The organism is Streptomyces sp. NPDC005017 (assembly GCF_042873115.1).
In the GTDB taxonomy this organism is placed as follows: domain Bacteria; phylum Actinomycetota; class Actinomycetes; order Streptomycetales; family Streptomycetaceae; genus Streptomyces.
On record NZ_JBIALD010000009.1, the window covers coordinates 77,436 to 95,624 of the forward strand.

The following is an 18,189-nucleotide window of genomic DNA, read 5'->3' on the forward strand; positions in this document are numbered from 1 at the left end:
CGTAACGGGCCCGCCACGGACCGCACCAGGACGAAATGTGCCCAGAACTGTCCCCAAGGGACAGCGGAGTTGCAGCTGTGTCCGGCCTCACCGTCTGCCGCGCACCGCCAGCGCCCCCGCCAGCAGCGTCGACGCCGTGATCGACAGCCCCGCCCGCACCGCGTTCCACGCCGCCCACGTGTCCTCGAAATCCGCACGGGCCGCCGTGGGGGAGCCCGTCGCGGAGGCCAGTTGGTCGTTGAGGGGGACGTTCACGGCGACGGTGACGAGGACCACGAGGGCGTAGGCCGCGCAGCCGCCCCAGGTCCACCAGCGGCCGGGCGCGGAGCGGGACTGCCATGCCGCGACGGCGGAGAGGACCAGGGCGCCCAGGAAGGCGAGCAGGAACAGGGGGTTCTGGATGACGTCGTTGACGTCCCGCATGACGTCGACGAAGACCCGGTCCCCGCTGCGCCCCAACGCGGGCATCACCGCGCAGGCGAAGACGAAGAAGGTGCCGGCCATCAGACCGGCCAGGATCGTCGCCGCGAGGAGTACCGGGCCCGCCGTTCTGCTGTGTGTCGTCATGCGTCCAGTCAACGGGGCGAGTCCGTACGGCGACATGGTCCAGGCTCCCGGCGCCATACGCGCGCGTCCACCCCGCCGCCACAGCCCGCCCCGCCGCACCCGTCCGGGTCCCAGGCCTACCCACCGCCCCCGCGGACGGGCACTGTGTAGGGGAGCGAACGGAACGCCTCCTTCTCCCTGTTCCAACCGCTAGGCGGTGACTGGCGCATGGCAGTGGTCCCGGGTACACCCACGGCTCCTCCCGAGCCCCGCTTCGACGCCGGACGGATCTGTCTCGATCTGCTGGCGACCTTCCACCCGCACGAACGCCTCGGCTCGGCGGAGCCGCTGCGGGCCTGGATCACGGGCAGCGGGCTGGTCCCGCGCGAGACCCGGCTCGAGCACGCCGACGCGCGGTGGGCCGCGCAGTTCCGGGAACTGCGGGCGGTCGTCCTGCCGCTGGTCGACGCCCAGCTCGCCGGGAGACCCGCGCACGAACCCGCCCTCGTGCGCCTCAACCATCTGGCCCGTCCCTCGCCGCCCGCACCGCACGCCGTACGCGCGGCCGACGGCAGCCTCGTACGGGCGCTGGACGGACGGCCCGAATGCGCCGAGCTGGTGGGGGCCGTGGCGCGGGACGCCGTGGAACTGCTCACCGACCCGGTGGCGTTGGCCGCGCTGCGGCGGTGTGCCGGGGACAACTGCCCTCTCGTGTACGTCGACACGTCCCGGGGGCGCAGAAGGCGCTGGTGCTCCAGCGAGGTGTGCGGGAACCGGGAGCGGGTCGCCCGCCACCGCCGCCGCGCCGCCCTCACCCGCACGTGACGCCCCGACTCGCCCCCTCCCGCGATTCGACTCGGCCGACCCGACGACTCGACGAGGTCGACCCGACGACTCGACGACGCCGACCCCACGACTCGGCTGGGCCGATCCCACGCCACCCCGCCCCACCCCAAGCCGCCCCACCCCACGCCCCGACCCGGCCCACTTCACCCACCCCGCACCCCGACTCGCCCACCCCACACCCCCCGACTCGCCCGCCCCCGCACCCCGTTCGCCGCCCATCAGCCGCGAAAGCCCCAACCCGGCCGAATCCCACCCCGCAGGTCAGAGCCCCGACTCGCCTCGTCACATCCCCAGTTCGCCCCTCTCGCACGAGACTCTCGTCACATCCGGCCACCCCCGCCCCTCGCGCCCCACCCCGTGGCCTCCGTCACACTCCCCGAACCCAACTCCGGGAAATGTGAAGAAAATGTGGCGGGAATGTGCCCGCATGTCCTTCTCGTCGCCCGGCGCCGCCGAAAACTGTCGCCGCGCTTTGAACACACCCGCGCCCGCGTCCGTACCCGGTGTCGAGCGACCGACTGGGGGAACCCCCGGACACCGGAGGTGGGCGTGCGCAAGGATGCGGCCGTGGCCAAAGAACGTGGAACGAGGGCCCGACATCGCATGTCCCAGTCCTCGGAACCTGACGAGGAGCTGATGCGCGCGCTGTATCAGGAGCACGCCGGACCGCTCCTCGCGTATGTGCTGCGCCTCGTCGCGGGCGACCGGCAGCGCGCCGAGGACGTCGTGCAGGAGACGCTCATCCGTGCCTGGAAGAACGCCGGTCAGCTCAACCGTGCGACCGGTTCGGTACGCCCCTGGCTGGTGACGGTCGCGCGCCGCATCGTCATCGACGGCCACCGCAGCCGGCAGGCCCGGCCGCAGGAGGTCGATCCGTCGCCGCTGGAGGTCATCCCCGCGGAGGACGAGATCGACAAGGCACTGTGGTTGATGACGTTGTCCGACGCTCTCGACGACCTGACCCCGGCCCACAGGGAGGTGCTCGTCGAGACGTACTTCAAGGGGCGTACGGTCAACGAGGCGGCGGCGACGCTGGGTATACCCAGCGGCACGGTGCGCTCTCGGGTGTTCTACGCCCTGCGGTCGATGAAGCTGGCACTGGAGGAGCGGGGGGTGACGGCGTGATGAGCACTTACGGGGGATTCGGCCCGGGCGGAAGCGGACATCCTGGTCCCATGCAGGGATCACAGGGCCCGAACGAACACGAGACCGTCGGCGCCTACGCGCTGGGGCTTCTCGACGACGCCGAAGCAACCGCTTTCGAGGCTCACCTGGCAGGCTGCGAATGGTGCGGCCAGCAGCTCGACGAGCTGGCCGGGATGGAGCCCATGCTGGCCGCCCTCGCGGATCTGCCGGGCACCGGCACGCCCGCGATCGGCGAGTCGCTGTCGGCCCGGCCCAGCCCACGTCTGGTGGAACGGCTGGTGGACGAGGTCTCCGAGCGGCGCGCGCAGAAGCGCAGGCGCGGCTTCTACCTCGTCGCGGCGGCGGCCGCGCTGATCATCGGCGGCCCCCTGGTGGCGGTCGCGACCTCCGGCGGCGACACGGGCCCCAACGTCGAGGCACACGCCTCCAGCCCCGCCAAGGAGGCCTTCGACGTCATGCACGACAAGCTGCGGGCCACCGACCCGGCCACCCAGGTCAGCGCCACGGTCGCACTGGAGAAGAAGGCCTGGGGCACGCACGCCGTGCTGGAGCTGAAGAACGTCAAGGGCCCGCAGAAGTGCTCCCTGATCGCCGTCGGCAAGAACGGCGAGCGCGAGACGGTCACCTCCTGGGCCGTCCCGAACTGGGGCTACGGCATCCCCGACTCGGCCGCCGAGCAGGCCCGCCAGCCGCTCTACGTCCACGGCGGAGCCGCCTTCGACCCGAACGAGATCGACCACTTCGAGGTGATGACCTTCGACGGCAAGCGTCTCGTGGAGGTCGACGCGTAGCCGACGGCGGTCCCCTTCGCGTACGGTTGACGGCTGCCCAGCACGTCAGAAGGGGGCCCGGTGGCCGCACAGGCTCAACAGGAGACCGCGCTCGACCCGGTTCCGGACTCGGTCCGGGACCGGGAGGTCAGCGTCGAACAGGAACATCTGGACCGGGTCTACCGGCGTCTCGAGGAGAAGATCCACGAGGCCGAGTTCCTGATGAACGACGCGGCCAAGCGCGGTCAGGTCGGCACCCCCGGCGCGCTCGCCGAGCGCGACGCACAGGTCTTCCGGGCGGGTGTCCATCTCAACCGGCTGAACAACGAGTTCGAGGACTTCCTGTTCGGCCGGATCGACCTGCTGCTCGGCAGGGACGGCAAGAAGGGGCCGGACGGCGCCTACACCGCCGTCGAGCCCGCCGAGGGCGCCGTACGGCCGGACAGCACCGCCGACATCGCCGAGACCCTGCACATCGGGCGGATCGGCGTGCTCGACGCGGACTACGCGCCGCTGGTCATCGACTGGCGGGCGCCCGCCGCCGCCCCCTTCTACCGCTCCACGCCGGTCGACCCGGGCCGGGTGGTACGCCGCCGGGTCATCCGCTCCAAGGGCCGCAGGGTGCTCGGCGTGGAGGACGACCTGATGCGCCCCGAGCTGAGGGCGTTCCTCGACGGGGCCGAACTGCCGGTCATCGGCGACGGCGCCCTGATGGCCGCCCTCGGCCAGGCCCGCGGCCACACCATGCGCGACATCGTCGCCTCCATCCAGGCGGAGCAGGACCTGGTGATCCGCGCGCCCGCCGCCTCCGTGACGTACGTCGAGGGCGGACCGGGCACCGGCAAGACCGCCGTCGCCCTGCACCGGGCCGCCTACCTGCTCTACCAGGACCGGCGGCGCTACGCGGGCGGCATCCTGATCGTCTCCCCGACCCCGCTGCTGGTGGCGTACACCGAGGGCGTGCTGCCCTCCCTCGGCGAGGAGGGCCAGGTCGCCATCCGGGCGATCGGCTCGCTCGTCGACGGCGCCGAGGCCACGCTCTACGACGCCCCGGCCACGGCCCGTGCCAAGGGGTCGTACCGGATGCTGAGGGTGCTGCGGAAGGCCGCGCGCGGCGCGCTCGAGCTGAACGACTCCCCGCAGCGGCTGCGCGTCGTCGCCTTCGGCCGCCGGCTGGAGCTGGAGGCCGCCGACCTGGAGCAGGTCCGGCGTATCGCGCTGAGCGGCACGGCCCCCGTCAACCTGCTGCGTCCGCGGGCCCGCAAGCTGCTGCTGGACGCCCTGTGGGAGCGGTCCGGCGCGGCGGGCCGGCACACCGACCCGGAGCTGGCCGCCGAGCTGCGCTCCTCCTTCGACGAGGACGTCACCGGCGAGGACTCCTTCATCGCCTTCCTGGACGCCTGGTGGCCGGAGCTCAACCCCCGGGGCGTGCTCGCGGCCATGGCCGACGAGCGGCGCCTCGGCCGCTGGGCCCGGCGCGTCCTCAACCCGGGCGAGGTCCGCCGGGTCGCCCGCTCGCTGCGGCGCGACGGCCTGACCGTGCACGACATCGCCATGCTGGACGAGCTCCAGGCGATCCTCGGCGCCCCGGCCCGCCCCCGCAAGAAGCGCGAGCTCGATCCGCTGGACCAGCTCTCCGGGCTGGAGGAGCTGATGCCGGTGCGCGAGGAGTCGCAGCGCGAGCGCGCCGAGCGGCTGGCCCAGGAGCGCGTCGAGTACGCCCACGTCATCGTCGACGAGGCGCAGGACCTCACGCCGATGCAGTGGCGCATGGTCGGCCGCCGCGGCCGGCACGCCACCTGGACGGTCGTCGGTGACCCGGCCCAGTCCTCCTGGTCCGACCCGGACGAGGCGGCGGAGGCCCGTGACGAGGCCCTGGGCACCCGCCCACGCCGCCGCTTCGAGCTGACGGTGAACTACCGCAACCCCGCGGAGATCGCCGAGCTGGCGGCGAAGGTGCTGGCCCTGGCCATGCCGGGCGCCGAGTCCCCCTCCGCCGTGCGGTCCACGGGCGTCGTGCCGCGCTTCGCCGTGGCCGGGGACTCCCTGGGCGACAGCGTGCGGGCGGAGGCCGAGCGGCTGCTGGCGGCGGTCGACGGCACGGTCGGCGTGGTCGTGGCGATGAACCGGCGCGAGGAGGCGCGGCGCTGGCTGGCCGGACTCGGCGACCGGGTCGTGGCGCTCGGCAGCCTGGAGGCCAAGGGCCTGGAGTACGACGCGACGGTGGTCGTCTCGCCGGCGGAGATCGCCGACGAGTCCCCGGCGGGGCTGCGGGTGCTCTACGTCGCCCTCACCCGGGCGACCCAGCAGCTGACGGTCGTGTCGGCGGAGCGGGACGAGCCGGACGCCGCGGGGGTGCCGGACCTGCTGCGGGACTGACCGAGGGATCTTTTGCCGGACGGGAATGGCCCCGCGGGATCCGTTTGTTAGCCTTGGCGTGACACCGGCTCGATCCAAGCCCCCGGGCCCAACCTTAGTCGCTGCGAGCGACCACTTGCCGCGAGGCGAGCATGGCGGGTCGGTGTCATGAACGTAGGAGAGGCCCACGTCCGATGTGACGTGGGCCTCTTCGTCTTGGGTGGCACCGGGAGATCGACTCTCGTATCGTGGAATAGGTTTTCCGAAGTATTGGCTACCCCGTGAACAAAACGTCCGCAACTCAAGGCGGCTACCGCGTACCCGTTGGTAGGTGCGACGATCGGACGGCAACTTCGCGACACGGTGAAAGCAGAGGAAGTCGGCCATGGCAACGGCGCCCAGCGTCTCCTACTCGATGACGATCCGGCTGGAGGTGCCCGCGAGCGGAACCGCCGTATCGCAGCTCACCACCGCCGTGGAGTCCTCCGGAGGCTCGGTGACCGGCCTCGACGTCACCGCGTCCGGTCACGAGAAGCTCCGTATCGACGTCACCATCGCGGCCTCCTCCACGGCGCACGCCGACGAGATCGTCGAGCAGCTGCGCGGCATCGAGGGCGTCACGCTCGGCAAGGTGTCCGACCGTACGTTCCTGATGCACCTCGGCGGCAAGATCGAGATGGCGTCCAAGCACCCCATCCGCAACCGTGACGACCTCTCGATGATCTACACCCCGGGCGTGGCCCGCGTCTGCATGGCGATCGCCGAGAACCCCGAGGACGCCCGCCGCCTCACCATCAAGCGCAACTCCGTTGCGGTCGTGACGGACGGCTCCGCCGTGCTGGGCCTCGGCAACATCGGTCCCAAGGCCGCGCTGCCCGTCATGGAGGGCAAGGCGGCCCTGTTCAAGCGGTTCGCCGGCATCGACGCCTGGCCGCTCTGCCTGGACACCCAGGACACCGACGCGATCGTCGAGATCGTCAAGGCGATCGCCCCCGGCTTCGCGGGCATCAACCTCGAGGACATCTCCGCGCCCCGCTGCTTCGAGATCGAGGCCCGGCTGCGCGAGGCCCTCGACATCCCCGTCTTCCACGACGACCAGCACGGCACCGCGATCGTCGTCCTGGCCGCGCTGACCAACGCCCTGCGCGTGACCGGCAAGGCCATCGAGAACATCCGGGTCGTCATGTCCGGCGCCGGCGCGGCCGGTACGGCCATCCTCAAGCTGCTGCTCGCGGCCGGTGTGAAGAGCGCCGTCGTCGCCGACATCCACGGCGTGGTGCACGCCGGCCGGGCCGACCTGGTGGACGCCCCGGCGGACTCCCCGCTGCGCTGGATCGCCGACAACACCAACCACGAGGGCCTCACGGGCACCCTGAAGGAGGCCGTGCGCGGCGCCGACGTCTTCATCGGCGTCTCCGCCCCGAACGTCCTCGACGGGAACGACGTGGCCGCCATGGCGGACGGCGCGATCGTGTTCGCGCTCGCGAACCCGGACCCCGAGGTGGACCCGGGGATCGCCCGGCAGACCGCCGCCGTGGTGGCCACCGGCCGCTCCGACTTCCCGAACCAGATCAACAACGTGCTGGTCTTCCCGGGCGTCTTCCGCGGTCTGCTGGACGCCCAGTCGCGCACCGTCAACACCGAGATGATGCTCGCCGCCGCGAAGGCGCTCGCCGACGTGGTGAGCGAGGACGAGCTGAACCCGAACTACATCATCCCGTCCGTCTTCAACGACAAGGTCGCGGGCGCCGTCGCGGGCGCGGTGCGCGAGGCGGCCAGGGCGGCGGGCGCGGCCCAGCACGGCTGACCCCCCGTCACGGCGGGACACACCACGAGCCGCCCCGCCCCGGAACCCGTACGGCGCACACCTTCCGGGGGAACTCCGGGGACGGCCGGGAGGTAGGGCCGAAACCCCCGCGGGGCGCCTGCGGCGCCGCACCGGGGCGCCGGGCGGTCCGAGGCCGGGCGGCCCGCGTTCGGGCCGCACAGGGCCCTGTGGCGGCGGTGGCGCACGCCTTGCGGCGCCGTGAACCGGCTGTGAACCTCACCACGCCCACTCCACGGCGCGTCGCGGAACCGGGCCCGGCCGAACTCCCTCTAGGGTGTCGGCCAGGCTCGGGCTCTCTTCGTCGTGTGACTCCCAAGGGTGTTCTCACGACTCCTGCGGGTGCCGGATTGGCTTTACCGCCGCAGGTAGAGGCAGGATGCGTGCCTGGGCGCGAGCGTCCGACGACGGACCCGGGTCCGGGGACTGTCCGAGGAACCTGGCAGCATCGGCTTCGCTGTGTCGGATTGCGGCTCCGCCGCGTGGCACGCCCCAACGGCAAGAAGAACACGGGAGTAAGAACATGAACCGCAGTGAGCTGGTGGCCGCGCTGGCCGAACGCGCCGAGGTGACCCGCAAGGACGCCGACGCCGTGCTGGCCGCGTTCGCCGAGGTCGTCGGCGATGTCGTCGCCAAGGGCGACGAGAAGGTCACCATCCCCGGCTTCCTCACCTTCGAGCGCACCCACCGTGCCGCTCGCACCGCGCGCAACCCGCAGACCGGCGAGCCGATCCAGATCCCGGCCGGCTACAGCGTGAAGGTCTCCGCGGGCTCCAAGCTCAAGGAAGCCGCCAAGGGTCAGTAAGGCGGCGTCGGCGCCGTTCCGGCGGGGCGACCGCGGGCGACCGCGGGCCGTCCGTGGCCTGCCGCGTCCGCGCGGCGGAGCCGCACGCCGACTCGGCCCCGCGCCCGTTCCAGGGCGCTTCAACGACGCCGATGGGGCGGTCACCCGGACTCGGGTGACCGCCCCATCGGCGTTCGCGGACCGTCAGCCGAGCACCTTGCCGGGCAGTTCGACCTTCGCGCCGAGCTCCATGAGCTTCTCCATGAAGTTCTCGTAGCCGCGGTTGATCAGCTCGATGCCGTGCACCCGGGACGTGCCCTGGGCCGCGAGGGCGGCGATCAGATACGAGAAGCCGCCGCGCAGGTCGGGGATGACCAGGTCGGCGCCCTGGAGCCGGGTCGGGCCCGACACGACCGCGGAGTGCAGGAAGTTGCGCTGGCCGAACCGGCAGTCGGAACCGCCGAGGCACTCGCGGTACAGCTGGATGTGGGCGCCCATCTGGTTGAGCGCGGAGGTGAAGCCGAGCCGGGACTCGTAGACCGTCTCGTGGACGATCGACAGACCCGTGGCCTGCGTCAGGGCGACCACCAGCGGCTGCTGCCAGTCGGTCTGGAAGCCGGGGTGCACGTCCGTCTCCAGCGCGATGGACTTCAGCTGTCCGCCCGGGTGCCAGAAGCGGATGCCCTCGTCGTCGATCTCGAAGGCACCGCCCACCTTCCGGTAGGTGTTCAGGAACGTCATCATCGAGCGCTGCTGGGCGCCTCGGACGTAGATGTCGCCCTCGGTGGCCAGCGCCGCGGACGCCCAGGAGGCGGCCTCCAGGCGGTCCGACAGGGCGCGGTGGGTGTAGCCGCCGAGCTTGTCGACACCGGTGATGCGGATCGTGCGGTCGGTGTCGATCGCGATGATCGCGCCCATCTTCTGCAGGACGCAGATGAGGTCCTCGATCTCGGGCTCGACCGCCGCGTTCGACAGCTCGGTGACGCCCTCCGCGAGGACGGCCGTCAGCAGCACCTGCTCGGTCGCGCCGACCGACGGGTAGGGCAGCCGGATCTTGGTGCCGCGCAGCCGCTGCGGGGCCTCCAGGTACTGGCCGTCGTCGCGCTTCTCGATCGTCGCGCCGAACTGCCGCAGCACCTCGAAGTGGAAGTCGATCGGACGGCCGCCGATGTCGCAGCCGCCGAGGCCGGGGATGAAGGCGTGGCCGAGACGGTGCAGCAGCGGGCCGCAGAACAGGATCGGGATGCGCGACGAGCCCGCGTGGGCATCGATGTCAGCGACGTTCGCGCTCTCGACGTGCGACGGGTCGAGCACCAGCTCGCCCGGCTCGTCACCGGGGCGGACCGTCACACCGTGCAGCTGGAGGAGCCCGCGTACGACACGCACGTCGCGGATGTCCGGAACATTGCGCAGCCTGCTCGGCGCACTGCCCAGCAGGGCGGCGACCATGGCCTTCGGCACGAGGTTCTTCGCGCCGCGGACACGGATCTCGCCCTCGAGCGGGGTGCCGCCGTGGACAAGCAGGACATCGTCGTTGACGGTCATGAATCTCGCGTTCCGTGGAGTTGGGCAGGGCCAGAGAGAGACAGAGTAATCGCCGTCGCCCCCGGGTCCGTAAGCCCGAGGACGGCCCGGGACGGTCATGGCTTTGTCACAACACGAACCGTTTCGCCACGGGCACATGGGGTCACCGTGCGCCCGTACCGCGCGCCTCTGCCCTGAGCTGCGCACCCTCGCGAAGCGCGATTGGCCCTCCACACCGAGGCAAGATGCGGGATCATGTCTGGCATGACCGAGGTGTCCTCGCTCACAGGGCGGCTGCTCGTGGCCACGCCCGCCCTGGCGGACCCGAACTTCGACCGTGCTGTGGTGCTCCTTCTCGACCACGACGAGGAGGGCTCCCTCGGTGTCGTCCTCAACCGCCCCACTCCGGTCGGGGTGGCCGACATCCTGGAGGCCTGGGCGGATCTCACGGGCGAGCCCGGGGTCGTCTTCCAGGGCGGCCCGGTCTCCCTCGACTCCGCCCTCGGCGTAGCGGTGATCCCCGGCGGCTCCGCCGTCGAGGGCGCCCCCCTCGGCTGGCGGCGGGTGCACGGCGCGATCGGCCTCGTCGACCTGGAAGCCCCGCCGGAACTGCTCGCCTCGGCCCTCGGCTCGCTGCGCATCTTCGCCGGTTACGCGGGCTGGGGCCCGGGCCAGCTGGAGGACGAACTGGTCGACGGCGCCTGGTACGTCGTCGAGTCCGAGCCCGGCGACGTGTCCTCCCCGGCCCCCGAGAGACTCTGGCGCGAAGTGCTCCGCCGCCAGCGCAGCGAACTGGCCATGGTGGCGACGTACCCGGACGACCCTTCGCTCAACTGATGCCTGTGAGCTTCAGTACCCTTGGCCGTATGAGCACTCTCGAGCCCGAGCGCGGGACTGGTACGGGGACCCTCGTCGAGCCCACGCCGCAGACTTCCCACGGCGACGGCGACCACGAGCGCTACGCCCACTACGTCCAGAAGGACAAGATCATGGCGAGCGCGCTCGACGGGACCCCCGTCGTGGCGCTCTGCGGCAAGGTGTGGGTGCCTGGCCGTGACCCGAAGAAGTACCCCGTGTGCCCGATGTGCAAGGAGATCTACGACTCCATGGGTGCCGGCGGGGACGACAAGGGCAAGGGCGGCGACAAGAAGTAGTCCCGGCCCGGCCGAACGTCCGAAGGCCCCCGGGAGCGCGATGCGCCGCGCTCCGGGGGCCTTTGTGTGTCCCGGTGCCCGGGCCCCCGGCCGTCGCGGGCGGGGCGGGGACCGGGGACCCTTCCGTCCCGGGCCGGGCGGGCGGTCGCCCCGGCATGTCACGAACTGGTTCAGACCTCTTGTGGAGCTGATCGGGTAGTCCCTAGCCTCCTCGGTGTTGTGCAGGGCGACGGCGACTTGCAGCCGCGCTCGAGCGGAAACCCCTTGAGGGGCGCGGGGCTGTGTCGATCCGCGGCTCCGCCGCGTGGGCGCGACCAGCCACGGACGGCGGCCAGTCGCGACTCGGCGGGAGCCCCCGGGAGGGGCACGGGGCTGTGTCGATCCGCATCAGCGACACCGCGCAGTCGACGCCGCCGACGGCGCTGCTCGTGTTCTGCACACCGGACGACCCCGACCGGGGCGGTGTCATGGCGGCTTCCCCGGTGACGACCGCTCCGGTGCCGGTGTTCTCCGTACTCGTACAACGGCGTCTGGTCCCCGGACCGGGCGGGGCGGTAAAGGACTGACGTGACTTCACAGACGGATCTGATTCCCGAGCCCGGCGCGGTGACGGTCCGGGGACCCGGTTTCCTCGAACTGGGGCCGGCCACGAGGCTGGCCGCAGGGGAGGGCGCGGAACGGGCCGGGCGCCTGCTGCGCGCCACGCTGGGCACGGCCACCGGCCTCCCGCTGGCCCCCGGACCTGCGGAGGCGGACGACGTCGTCCGCCTGTCCGTCGACCCGGAGGCGGATGAGGACCTGGGCGAAGAGGGTTACCGCCTCACCGTCACCGCGCGCGGTGTCGACCTCGTCGGCGGGTCGGACGCCGGGCTGTTCTGGGGCACGCAGACGCTGCGGCAGCTGCTCGGCCCGGACGCCTTCCGTCGCGCGCCCCTGCCGGGCCGGCGGTGGCGGCTGCCGCTGACCGAGGTCCGGGACCGTCCGCGCTTCCGCTGGCGCGGTCTCATGCTCGACGTCGCCCGGCACTTCATGCCCAAGGACGGCGTCCTGCGCTACCTGGACCTGATGGCCGCGCACAAACTCAACGTGCTGCATCTGCACCTGACGGACGACCAGGGCTGGCGCGTCGAGATCAGGCGCCACCCGCGGCTCACCGAGGTGGGTTCCTGGCGCTCCCGCACGAAATTCGGCCACCGCGCCTCGCCGCTGTGGGAGGAGAAGCCGCACGGGGGGTTCTACACCCAGGACGACATCCGGGAGATCGTCGCCCACGCCGCCGAGCGGCATATCCGCGTGGTCCCTGAGATCGACGTACCAGGACACTCGCAGGCCGCCATCGCCGCGTATCCGGAACTCGGCAACACCGACGTCGTCGACACCGCCTCGCTGACCGTCTGGGACGACTGGGGGATCTCTCCCAACGTACTCGCCCCCACCGACGACACCCTCCGCTTCTACGAAGGGGTGTTCACGGAACTCCTGGACCTCTTCCCGGACGAGTTCGTGCACATCGGCGGCGACGAGTGCCCCAAGGACCAGTGGCGGGCCTCACCCGCCGCGCAGGCCCGTATCGAGGAACTCGGAGTGGCGGGCGAGGACGGACTCCAGTCCTGGTTCGTCGGGCACTTCGACCAGTGGCTGGCCGCGCGCGGGCGCAGGCTCATCGGCTGGGACGAGATCCTGGAGGGCGGACTGGCGCCGGGCGCGGCCGTGTCGTCCTGGCGCGGCTACGCGGGCGGGATCGCCGCCGCGCGGGCCGGGCACGACGTCGTCATGTGCCCCGAGCAGCACGTGTACCTGGACCACCGCCAGGACGGCGGCGAGGACGAACCGGTGCCCATCGGATACGTCCGCACCCTGGAGGACGTGTACCGCTTCGAACCCGTTCCGCCGGAGCTCACCGAGGCCGAGTCGCGTCATGTGCTGGGTACCCAGGCCAACGTGTGGACCGAGGTGACGGAGGACCAGGGGCGCGTGGACTACCAGGTCTTTCCCCGCCTCGCGGCCTTCGCCGAGGTGGCCTGGAGCGCGCTGCCCGGCCCCGCGGAACGGGACTTCGCCGGGTTCGAGGCGCGGATGACCGCGCACTACCGGCGGCTGGACGCCCTGGGCGTCGGCTACCGGCCACCGTCCGGGCCCCTGCCGTGGCAGCGGCGTCCCGGTGTCCCGGGCCGCCCGCTGGCGGGACCGCCGCCGAACCGATAATGAAAAAAGCGGCTCAATGTCACCAGGGAGTACCAATTCGTACGCACCGCTGATGCCGTGCGAAAACGGACCATCTCCTCGATGAGGTGGGCGAATGCCTCCTAGCGGACCCCCGCGTCCGCCCCCTGCGATGATGTGCCAGAGTTGCCACGTCCGCCTCGTCTGCACGTACCGTACGGCAGCACAGGTGGGACCAGGTGGGGCAGCGGGAAGGGGCAGCCGGTTTGACCACGCACGCACCGCAGGCGGCGCAGGCCGTCACGCTGCCCACGACTCTCGACGAGGCCGTGGCGGCGCTCACCGCCATGCCCGCGGCCGTTCCCGTGGCCGGCGGCACCGATCTGATGACCGCGGTGAACTCCGGGCAGCTCAGGCCGACCGCGCTGGTCGGCCTCGGCCGGATCAGCGAGATCCGCGGCTGGCAGTACCAGGACGGTCACGCCCTGCTCGGCGCCGGGCTCACGCACGCGCGCATGGGCCGGCCCGACTTCGCCGCGCTGATCCCGGCGCTCGCCGCCGCCGCCCGCGCGGCCGGACCGCCGCACATCCGCAACGCCGGCACCCTCGGCGGCAACATCGCCACCGCCGCCCCGACCGGCGACGCCCTGCCCGTGCTGGCCGCCCTGGAGGCGACCGTCGTCGTCGCCGGGCCGGGCGGTGCCCGCCGTGAGATCCCGGTCTCGCACCTGCTGGCCGGCATGGAGATGCTGCGCGGCGGCGAACTCATCGGCTTCGTGCGCGTGCCGCTCCTGCACGCCCCCCAGGTCTTCCTGAAGGCCACCGGCCGCACCGGCCCCGGCCGCGCCACCGCGTCCGTCGCGCTGGTCCTCGACCCGGCCCGCCGGGGCGTGCGCTGCGCGGTGGGCGCCATAGCGCCGATGCCGCTCAGGCCGCTGGAGGCCGAGCAGTGGGTCGCCCAGCTCATCGACTGGGACAACGACCGCGCGATCGTCCCCGAGGCGCTCGGCGCCTTCGGCGAGTACGTCGCCGCGGCCTGCATCCCCGACCCGGTCCCGGCCGAGGACGGCTCGGTGCAGCCGCTCCCGCCCGCCGTACTGCATCTGCGGCGCACCGTCGCCGCGCTGGCCCGACGAGCACTGGGGAGGGCGCTGTCGTGACCGACGACCAGCACGGAGAGGGCACGCCCCAGGAGCCGAGCCGCTGGGACCCGCTGCCCCAGGGCGACTACGACGACGGCGCCACCGCCTTCGTGAAGCTCCCCGAGGGCGGCATCGAGGCCCTGCTCGCCGGTGACAGCCCGCTCGCCGCGCCCGGGCACGGCTATGTGCCGCCGCAGATCACCGTGGCCCCCGCCGCGGAGGCCGCCACCGACCCCTCGTCCACCGGCACCTGGACGATGCCGCCCGGGGCCGCCGACACCACGCACTGGCCCGCGCCCGAGCAGGGCACCGCCGGTGACGACCGGTTCACCTACAACCCCGGCTCGACCGGGCAGTGGACCTTCGAGGACACGACCGTCCAGGAGCCCGCGCCCGGCCACGAGGTGACCGGGCAGTGGTCCATCCCGGTGGCGGGCGGCGACCTGCCCGACGAGTCGGGCGAGTACACCACCTCCTCGCTCGTCCAGCAGTGGAACGGCACCGCCCCGGCCACGCTCCCCGGCGGCGCGTCCGCGCCCTGGGCCGCCCCGCAGGACGAGGACCGGACCTGGGGCGGACAGCACGCCCCGGCCGCCGAGCCCTACCCCGGCGAGGCGCCCGACGGACCCGACGCCGCGCACCCGCACGACGGACCGGACGCGCCGCACCCGCACGACGGCCACGCCCCGGACCACCCGCACGCCGACCGCACCGGCGCGGGCGCCCCGGCGGCCCACGAGACGGCCCCGCAGGCCCCGTCGGCCGCCGAGGCCGCCGCAGGCGCGCCCGAGGACCCCGAGGCGCTCCCGGGGGCCCACACGGCCGCGCACGCCCCCGGGGAGCCCGGCACGGACGCCGAGGCCCTCACCGAGGACGCCCACCCGCACCCCGACGACACCGACGCCCGGGCCGAGGACGCCTCCCCGGCCGGCGCCGGGGACCCCGCCGCCGCGGAACCGCCCCCGCCCCCCGGCGAGGAGCACCCCCTCGCCTCGTACGTGCTGCGCGTCAACGGCGGCGACCGGCCCGTCACGGACGCCTGGATCGGCGAGTCGCTGCTGTACGTGCTGCGCGAGCGGCTCGGCCTCGCGGGCGCCAAGGACGGCTGCTCGCAGGGCGAGTGCGGCGCGTGCAACGTGCAGGTCGACGGGCGGCTCGTGGCCTCCTGCCTGGTGCCCGCCGCCACCGCGGCCGGCAGCGAGGTGCGCACCGTCGAGGGGCTGGCCGCCGACGGGCAGCCCTCCGACGTACAGCGCGCCCTCGCCCGCTGCGGGGCCGTGCAGTGCGGCTTCTGCGTACCGGGCATGGCGATGACCGTGCACGACCTGCTGGAGGGCAACCCGGCGCCGACCGAGCTGGAGACCCGCCAGGCGCTGTGCGGCAACCTCTGCCGCTGCTCCGGCTACCGGGGCGTCCTGGACGCCGTCAAGGAGGTCGTCGCCGAGCGCGAGTCGCTCGACGGGGCCGACAGCGACCACGACGGCGACGAGGCACGCATTCCCCACCAGGCCGGACCGGGCGCGGGCGGCGTCAACCCGTCGGTGTTCGAGGGCGGCTTCGGGGCCCCCGGGCCGCAGGACCAGCCGTACGGAAACGGACACGGCCAGGACGGAGGCCAGGCGTGAGCAACGATGCCGCCACCGCGACCACCGCCGCGGAGGCTCCCGCCCCGGATCCGATCCCGCACGGTCTCGGCTCCTCCCTGCCCCCGGCGGACGCGCGCGCCAAGACCGAGGGCACCTTCCCGTACGCGGCCGACCTGTGGGCCGAGGGCCTGCTGTGGGCGGCCGTGGTGCGCTCCCCGCACCCGTACGCGCGCATCAGGTCCGTCGACACCGCGCACGCGCGCGAGATGCCCGGAGTGCGCGCGGTCGTCACCCACGAGGACGTGCCCGGCAGCCCGGTGCACGGCCGCGGCACGGCCGACCGCCCCGTCTTCGCCTCCGAGGTCGTCAGGCATCACGGCGAGCCCATCGCGGCCGTCGCCGCCGACCACCCGGACACCGCGCGGATGGCCGCCGCGGCCGTCATCGTCGAGTACGAGGTGCTCGACCCGGTCACCGACCCCGAGCAGGCCTTCGAGGCCGAGCCGCTGCACCCCGACGGCAACCTGATCCGGCACATCCCGCTGCGCCACGGCGACCCGGAGGCCGACGGCGAGATCGTCGTCGAGGGCCTCTACCGCATCGGCCGCCAGGACCCCGCCCCCATCGGCGCCGAGGCCGGTCTCGCCGTGCCCCGGCCGGACGGCGGCGTCGAGCTGTACACCGCCTCCACCGACCCGCACGCCGACCGCGACACCCTCGCCGCCTGCTACGGCCTCACGCCCGAGCAGGTGAAGATCGTCGTCACCGGGGTGCCCGGCGCCACGGCCGACCGCGAGGACCAGGGCTTCCAGCTGCCGCTCGGCCTCCTCGCCCTGCGGACCGGCTGCCCGGTGAAGCTGACGGCGACCCGCGAGGAGTCCTTCCTCGGCCACGCCCACCGCCACCCCACGCTGCTGCGCTACCGCCACCACGCCGACGCCGAGGGCAGGCTGGTCAAGGTCGAGGCGCAGATCCTGCTCGACGCCGGCGCCTACGCCGACACCTCCTCCGAGGCGCTCGCCGCGGCCGTCTCCTTCGCCTGCGGCCCCTACGTCGTCCCGAACGCCTTCATCGAGGGCTGGGCCGTCCGCACCAACAACCCCCCGTCGGGCCATGTCCGCGGCGAGGGCGCCATGCAGGTGTGCGCCGCCTACGAGGCGCAGATGGACAAGCTCGCCAAGAAGCTCGGCGTCGACCCCGCCGAGCTGCGCCTGCGCAACGTGCTGGCCACCGGCGACGTGCTGCCCATCGGCCAGACCGTGACCTGCCCGGCCCCGGTTGCCGAACTCCTCCAGGCCGTACGGGACTTCCCGCTGCCCCCGCTGCCCAAGGACACCCCCGAGGACGAGTGGCTGCTGCCCGGCGGCCCCGAGGGCGCGGGCGAGCCGGGCGCGGTGCGCCGGGGCGTGGGCTACGGCCTGGGCATGGTGCACATGCTCGGCGCGGAGGGCGCGGACGAGGTCTCCACGGCGACCGTGAAGGTCCACGACGGCGTCGCGACGGTGCTCTGCGCGGCCGTCGAGACCGGCCAGGGCTTCTCCACGCTGGCCCGGCAGATCGTGCAGGAGACCCTCGGCGTCGACGAGGTGCATGTCGCGCCCGTGGACACCGACCAGCCGCCCGCCGGTCCGGGCTGCCGCGGACGCCACACCTGGGTGTCCGGCGGAGCGGTGGAGCGCGCGGCCAAGATGGTCCGCACCCAGCTGCTGCAGCCGCTGGCGCACAAGTTCGGCATGTCCACCGAGCTGCTCCAGATCGCCGACGGCAAGATCACGTCCTACGACGGCGTCCTGTCGACCACCGTGACGGAGGCGATGGAGGGCAAGGAGCTCTGGGCCACCGCCCAGTGCCGCCCGCATCCCACCGAGCCGCTGGACGAGGCGGGGCAGGGCGACGCGTTCGTCGGGCTCGCCTTCTGCGCGATCCGCGCAGTGGTCGACGTCGACGTCGAGCTGGGCTCGGTGCGGGTGGTGGAGCTGGCCGTCGCGCAGGACGTGGGGCGGGTGCTCAACCCGGCCCAGCTCGCGGCGCGCATCGAGGCCGGGGTCACCCAGGGCGTGGGCATCGCGCTCACCGAGAACCTGCGCACACCGCGCGGCACGATCCGGCACCCGGACCTCACCGGCTACGCGCTGCCGACGGCCCTGGACGCCCCGGACATCAGGATCGTCAAGCTGGTCGAGGAGCGGGACGTGGTCGCCCCGTTCGGCGCGAAGCCGGTCAGCGCGGTGCCGGTGGTGGCGTCCCCGGCCGCTGTCGCCGCGGCGGTGCGCGCGGCCACGGGCCGGCCCGTGAACCGGCTGCCGATCCGGCCGCAGGCGGCCGTGGTGGTCCCCGGACAGTGA

The 18,189-nt window shown here is 73.1% G+C and carries 14 protein-coding genes and 1 pseudogene; 13 read left to right on the forward strand and 2 right to left on the reverse strand.

Translation table 11 applies throughout. The annotated features are described in order from the left end of the window. Positions 1-87: 87 nt before the first annotated feature. Positions 88-567: a DUF1772 domain-containing protein gene (locus tag ACFYR0_RS15880; RefSeq protein ID WP_389327245.1), complete on the reverse strand. Its 480-nt coding sequence runs from the start codon at positions 565-567 to the stop codon at positions 88-90. Between the two features lie 213 nt (positions 568-780). Between ACFYR0_RS15880 and ACFYR0_RS15885 the strand changes: the two genes are divergently transcribed. The 6 genes from ACFYR0_RS15885 (at position 781) to ACFYR0_RS15910 (ending at position 8,296) form a co-directional block, all read left to right on the forward strand. Beyond that, positions 781-1,371, forward strand: a complete 591-nt coding sequence (locus tag ACFYR0_RS15885; RefSeq protein WP_389327738.1) for a CGNR zinc finger domain-containing protein — start codon at positions 781-783, stop codon at positions 1,369-1,371. Positions 1,372-1,995: 624 nt separating this feature from the next. Then, positions 1,996-2,517 (forward strand): sigma-70 family RNA polymerase sigma factor, encoded by a 522-nt coding sequence (locus tag ACFYR0_RS15890; RefSeq protein ID WP_389327248.1) that lies wholly within the window; start codon positions 1,996-1,998, stop codon positions 2,515-2,517. Continuing rightward, a complete protein-coding gene (locus tag ACFYR0_RS15895) occupies positions 2,517-3,329 on the forward strand; it encodes an anti-sigma factor family protein (RefSeq protein WP_389327251.1) in 813 nt (270 codons plus the stop codon). The genes ACFYR0_RS15890 and ACFYR0_RS15895 overlap by 1 nt, the downstream gene beginning before the upstream one ends. 60 nt (positions 3,330-3,389) lie before the next feature. Further along, entirely contained in the window at positions 3,390-5,687 is a 2,298-nt protein-coding gene (locus ACFYR0_RS15900) for a HelD family protein (RefSeq protein ID WP_389327254.1), read from the forward strand. A gap of 364 nt (positions 5,688-6,051) precedes the next feature. After that, the gene (locus ACFYR0_RS15905; protein WP_389327257.1) at positions 6,052-7,473 is read left to right on the forward strand and encodes an NAD-dependent malic enzyme; all 1,422 of its coding nucleotides are present in this window, start codon (positions 6,052-6,054) and stop codon (positions 7,471-7,473) included. Positions 7,474-8,014: 541 nt separating this feature from the next. Continuing rightward, complete coding sequence (locus ACFYR0_RS15910) at positions 8,015-8,296, forward strand: HU family DNA-binding protein (RefSeq protein WP_386379748.1); 282 nt, start codon at positions 8,015-8,017, stop codon at positions 8,294-8,296. A gap of 183 nt (positions 8,297-8,479) precedes the next feature. Here the strand turns inward: ACFYR0_RS15910 and murA are convergent, their stop codons facing one another. After that, complete coding sequence (gene murA, locus ACFYR0_RS15915) at positions 8,480-9,820, reverse strand: UDP-N-acetylglucosamine 1-carboxyvinyltransferase (protein ID WP_386379747.1); 1,341 nt, start codon at positions 9,818-9,820, stop codon at positions 8,480-8,482. A gap of 243 nt (positions 9,821-10,063) precedes the next feature. On the opposite strand from murA, the gene ACFYR0_RS15920 reads away from it, so the two are divergent. The 7 genes and pseudogenes from ACFYR0_RS15920 to ACFYR0_RS15950 all read left to right on the forward strand — a co-directional run bounded on the left by ACFYR0_RS15920 (position 10,064) and on the right by ACFYR0_RS15950 (position 18,189). Then, positions 10,064-10,636 (forward strand): YqgE/AlgH family protein, encoded by a 573-nt coding sequence (locus ACFYR0_RS15920; protein ID WP_386379746.1) that lies wholly within the window; start codon positions 10,064-10,066, stop codon positions 10,634-10,636. A gap of 29 nt (positions 10,637-10,665) precedes the next feature. After that, positions 10,666-10,953 (forward strand): DUF3039 domain-containing protein, encoded by a 288-nt coding sequence (locus ACFYR0_RS15925; RefSeq protein WP_389327261.1) that lies wholly within the window; start codon positions 10,666-10,668, stop codon positions 10,951-10,953. 371 nt (positions 10,954-11,324) lie between these two features. Next, positions 11,325-11,519, forward strand: a pseudogene (locus tag ACFYR0_RS15930) (carbohydrate ABC transporter permease); the annotation flags it as partial. Position 11,520: 1 nt separating this feature from the next. Next, on the forward strand, positions 11,521-13,158 hold the full coding sequence (locus tag ACFYR0_RS15935) for a beta-N-acetylhexosaminidase (protein WP_389327264.1): 1,638 nt from the start codon (positions 11,521-11,523) through the stop codon (positions 13,156-13,158). 224 nt (positions 13,159-13,382) lie between these two features. Then, the gene (locus ACFYR0_RS15940; RefSeq protein WP_386379743.1) at positions 13,383-14,276 is read left to right on the forward strand and encodes an FAD binding domain-containing protein; all 894 of its coding nucleotides are present in this window, start codon (positions 13,383-13,385) and stop codon (positions 14,274-14,276) included. Next, entirely contained in the window at positions 14,273-15,883 is a 1,611-nt protein-coding gene (locus ACFYR0_RS15945; protein ID WP_389327267.1) for a 2Fe-2S iron-sulfur cluster-binding protein, read from the forward strand. Before ACFYR0_RS15940 ends, ACFYR0_RS15945 begins: the two co-directional genes overlap by 4 nt. Further along, on the forward strand, positions 15,880-18,189 hold the full coding sequence (locus ACFYR0_RS15950; RefSeq protein WP_389327270.1) for a xanthine dehydrogenase family protein molybdopterin-binding subunit: 2,310 nt from the start codon (positions 15,880-15,882) through the stop codon (positions 18,187-18,189). The genes ACFYR0_RS15945 and ACFYR0_RS15950 overlap by 4 nt, the downstream gene beginning before the upstream one ends.

What these genes read in the sequence shown, in the direction of transcription:
- ACFYR0_RS15880 (WP_389327245.1), bottom strand. Translation starts at nt 567, where the DNA reads ATGACGACACACAGCAGAACGGCGGGCCCGGTACTCCTCGCGGCGACG.
- ACFYR0_RS15920 (WP_386379746.1), top strand. Translation starts at nt 10,064, where the DNA reads ATGACCGAGGTGTCCTCGCTCACAGGGCGGCTGCTCGTGGCCACGCCC.
- ACFYR0_RS15895 (WP_389327251.1), top strand. Translation starts at nt 2,517, where the DNA reads ATGAGCACTTACGGGGGATTCGGCCCGGGCGGAAGCGGACATCCTGGT.
- ACFYR0_RS15925 (WP_389327261.1), top strand. Translation starts at nt 10,666, where the DNA reads ATGAGCACTCTCGAGCCCGAGCGCGGGACTGGTACGGGGACCCTCGTC.
- murA (WP_386379747.1), bottom strand. Translation starts at nt 9,820, where the DNA reads ATGACCGTCAACGACGATGTCCTGCTTGTCCACGGCGGCACCCCGCTC.
- ACFYR0_RS15910 (WP_386379748.1), top strand. Translation starts at nt 8,015, where the DNA reads ATGAACCGCAGTGAGCTGGTGGCCGCGCTGGCCGAACGCGCCGAGGTG.
- ACFYR0_RS15905 (WP_389327257.1), top strand. Translation starts at nt 6,052, where the DNA reads ATGGCAACGGCGCCCAGCGTCTCCTACTCGATGACGATCCGGCTGGAG.
- ACFYR0_RS15890 (WP_389327248.1), top strand. Translation starts at nt 1,996, where the DNA reads ATGTCCCAGTCCTCGGAACCTGACGAGGAGCTGATGCGCGCGCTGTAT.